Origin of the sequence: Pantoea sp. GM01, assembly GCF_000282675.1 — a bacterium.
Lineage (GTDB): Bacteria > Pseudomonadota > Gammaproteobacteria > Enterobacterales > Enterobacteriaceae > Pantoea > Pantoea nemavictus.
Window position 1 is genome coordinate 1 of record NZ_AKIU01000022.1, and the last position, 3,637, is coordinate 3,637.

2 protein-coding genes and 1 pseudogene are annotated in these 3,637 nt (G+C 40.9%); all 3 read right to left on the bottom strand.

Annotated elements, in window-relative coordinates; all coding sequences use genetic code 11:
* A pseudogene (locus PMI17_RS04150) lies at positions 1 to 364 on the bottom strand (hypothetical protein); the annotation flags it as partial.
* Positions 365 to 443: 79 nt separating this feature from the next.
* Positions 444 to 1,163 (bottom strand): hypothetical protein, encoded by a 720-nt coding sequence (locus PMI17_RS04155; RefSeq protein ID WP_007886481.1) that lies wholly within the window; start codon positions 1,161 to 1,163, stop codon positions 444 to 446.
* Positions 1,160 to 3,514: a glycoside hydrolase family 19 protein gene (locus tag PMI17_RS04160; RefSeq protein ID WP_007886482.1), complete on the bottom strand. Its 2,355-nt coding sequence runs from the start codon at positions 3,512 to 3,514 to the stop codon at positions 1,160 to 1,162. The genes PMI17_RS04155 and PMI17_RS04160 overlap by 4 nt, the downstream gene beginning before the upstream one ends.
* Positions 3,515 to 3,637 lie beyond the last annotated feature (123 nt).

The following is a 3,637-nucleotide window of genomic DNA, read 5'->3' on the forward strand; positions in this document are numbered from 1 at the left end:
GCGGCGCGTGCCAGCCGTAGTCCGCGCCCGCGTAAGGTTTTGCCATGCGCACCAGCAGGTAGCCGTAACCCGCCTCGCGGTCGCTGCGGTCAAAGTCCAGCTTCACGCGGTAGCGCCCGCTGCTGTCCAGACACGCGTAGGTGTCGTTCTTTTCGATGCTTTCCACGCGTGCTGGCAGCGTGCCGGCAATCACCGGGCGGCGCAGCAGCGCCGGACGCCAGCAGACGGTTTCGCTGTACGCCATCCCGTCAAACGCCAGCACGATGCCGTCCTCTTCCGTGCAGTCCATGGTCAGTTGCTGGAGGCTATTACCCGCAACTCTGTGGCTGAGGATTTGCTGGCTCAAAGAGACGAAATAAACCATCTCAAGTCAAGCAACAGAAAAGATTCATCAATATCTATTTAATTCACTCATCTACATGCCGAACATAATAAATCGGCAACTAATTTAACAAATCAAAATCATCAGAGCCTATCCAATACTCCTTATTACCACCAGACTTGCTGAAAAAACTTACTTTATAAAATAACCCATCAATTGACATTTCCTTCAAAGTAAAGGTGTCATTTTTTATTAAGTAAGCATTAGTTCCATATCCGCCATCAGCTTTAGCATAAATATATGCTTTATCTTTTAGCACTATGCCTTTTAACTTAGTTCTTTTTCTGAAGTCATCATTATCTGAAACTAAAAAAACACTTTCTTTATTGTCAACATATTCTTTCCTGATAACCTGTTCGCACCCTATGCAAGTATCAGTAAGTAACAACCTCCATTCTCCATCTGAAGACACTTGGTATATACTATTATTCCAATATCCTGCATCACGCCATGAACTTAAAATTTCATTACCCATTTTTTTTAAGTTACACAATGGCTTGTTTATATCTGCAACAGGCACAGATGATATGCCATTGAGATCAATGGGAAATAAATACGAACATGCATTAACGTCACTTCTTGTTGTGGCTGCAAAATACTCATGACCAAAGTAAGTTTTCAGGCTTATTATTTCATGGCCATCAGATATTGCATCCCTTACTTTTTGTGGAACATCGAACCCCCTGCAAACATTTTCATTACATACCAGCGCCACGGCTACCTGTGAATTAAAAAACAGAAAGATAACAAAAAAAATAAATTTGCAGAGGATGTATTTCATTTTAATTTCCAATATTTTTTTATTGCATCAAAATATGACTGTCTTTCTGCCAAGCCATTACTTCCACCGTTAACAGCTAGAGTTACTAGCGCAACATTATTCTCCTCATTGTCAATCAAGACATTGATATCCCCATTGGCATCATACTTCTTAAATACCCCACCGCTATATCTCCAAAACCAAGCGGAAGCTTTTATTGTTTCCTCCATATTATTAGCGACTAGATCTGGATTGTCCACGACATTCACTCCTGAATATTCAGAGAATAAACGATAGTTTTTCTTCCAAGTTAACTGAATAAGCCCCCTTCCTCTGTATAGAGGTCCATCACCAATTGAAGTATTTTCCATACTTACCGCATTAGAATGAACACCAGGATCATAGTTCTTACCATTTCCAAATTCCAAAGTGGTATCAAGATGAGATGATTCATGTAAGCATTGAGACAAAAAATGAGCTTTCTGATATGGCGACTCAATTCCGTAAGTGGCCGTTATATTATTAAGTAGACTAACAAAATTATATTTATCATACTCATAAACACTGGAGTAATTATTTTTAAATTTATTTGCAAATTTCTTACCTCCACTAGCACCTGTAAACCATGCCTTTTCATGACCTAATACTTGTTGAATCATATCCACGCTGTATGCGTAACGGTTTCTAAATGAATCAACAAACATTACTGGATGAAAATGCCAAATAGGCTCACCTTTTTTAAATGGCTCAACTTGACTCATCCACTCAAGTTCGGATAGATATTTTTCATTGTATTTATTTTCGAGTTTATCACTCACCTTAAAAAAATCATCCCAACGTCCTGTTGATCGCCCACCAAACCATTCGCTGTGATGTTTAACTATTAATCGGCCAACTACATTTTGAACCAGTGGATCTCGTACGGTCAAAGCCCTCCTTATTTCATCGGGTGAAATCTGCTCATCCTTATTTTCATCAATTTTCTCAACAAGTTTTCTATAATATTCGGGCACGCGGCCATATTGCATTTTTTCTGCATCACTTGCAGCTCTAGCTATATGACCGAAAGCTTCAGGAATCCATTTATCCTTTTCACTTTTAGTGACATTATAGGCAGAGTTTCCTTCCATCGGAATAAACCCCTGGCTGATTAGGTCAAACTGTTCAATCTCTTTAATATCACTCTGAGAAACCCAGCCGCTTTCGCATACTTTAAACCACCTTTTTCCGCTAGCATCTTTAAATGGTGTCGTAGAGTCACGACTTAGCAACGTACTAATGTTAACTTTAACATTACTGGCTTCAAAAACTTGTGAGTCTGCATCTCCAGTGCGCAGATAAATAGTTCTCCCGCTAATTGTTCGGATGAATTTTCTGCCATTATCTACGCCTGCTGGATTTGAAATAAAATCGGGCATCCGTTTATCATTGCTTAGTAATTCGAGATGTAAAAAACGCTCCTGCATAACAAGCTGATTGCCAGTATTAGGGATCTCATTAACCCCCATAAATCCCACAGTTGTTCCGGCACTTACTTTCCACATACTTTGTCCATCAGTATTCACAATTTTGTCGAAAGTGCCCTCAGCAACTGGTGACTGCATCCAGGCAGGCATTAACTCAGCCAGTTCACCATCAGGGATCAACATTTCTGGATTCATCGTCACCCAGTATTGTTCCTTAGAAGCCTTGCCATTTTTAACTTGCTGTACTAATCCAAAAGTATGCAGCTGCTTAGCCTTTTTCTCAGTGATATAAAACTGTCCTTTACGTGAAAGGACTAAACGATCACCTTCACTAACTGTTAAAACGCCCCTGCGCCCCGTTGCTTTCGAAGGTATTGTGTAAATGCCATTCCCGCCTTTATCCTCTTCACCTTCTGGTAAACCAAACTGATCTTTAGTAAAAACTCTTAATGGAACACCTTTACGACCTGGTGCAACTTTATAACAAGGAAGCGATGGATAATCGGTAACGGCAGCTAGGTGCATATATAACGTATAAAATTCGAGCCACGAGTTTTGCTTTTCTAAATCAGGCTGAACAATTGATTTCACCAGAACGAAGGAAGAACTGAAACGCAAATCTTTACCGCAATATGGAGCTGTAGGATAGGTTTTGTTTAGGCGGTAAGCCACGATTGTTCCGTCAGCCACAAACTGCAATGGAACAGCAGTATTTTTTTTCAGTACCTCCTTGCTCAGCACAGAATACGGGTGTGTAACATCGCTGATATGTATTCCACCGTGCCAGAGACCGTTAGCACCCATCAGCCAGCTGCCGTGTGCCTCGCTATTAATTAAATTCATGACCTCTTCAAGCGAGGTATAATTTTTTCCGTTTTTATCTCTGACAGGAAAAGTGATTTTCATAATGCTTCCTTAGCGCGAAATCAGTCCTTTACGTGTTACAACAACCGGCTCGATTAGCGTGTCCTTAAAGCTGTATTCCAGTCCATCCAGAGCGCTACCTACCGCCGGTATCAGATACTGCGC

Coding starts and splice junctions, on each gene's coding strand:
- PMI17_RS04155 (WP_007886481.1), bottom strand. CDS start 1,163: ATGAAATACATCCTCTGCAAATTTATTTTTTTTGTTATCTTTCTGTTT.
- PMI17_RS04160 (WP_007886482.1), bottom strand. CDS start 3,514: ATGAAAATCACTTTTCCTGTCAGAGATAAAAACGGAAAAAATTATACC.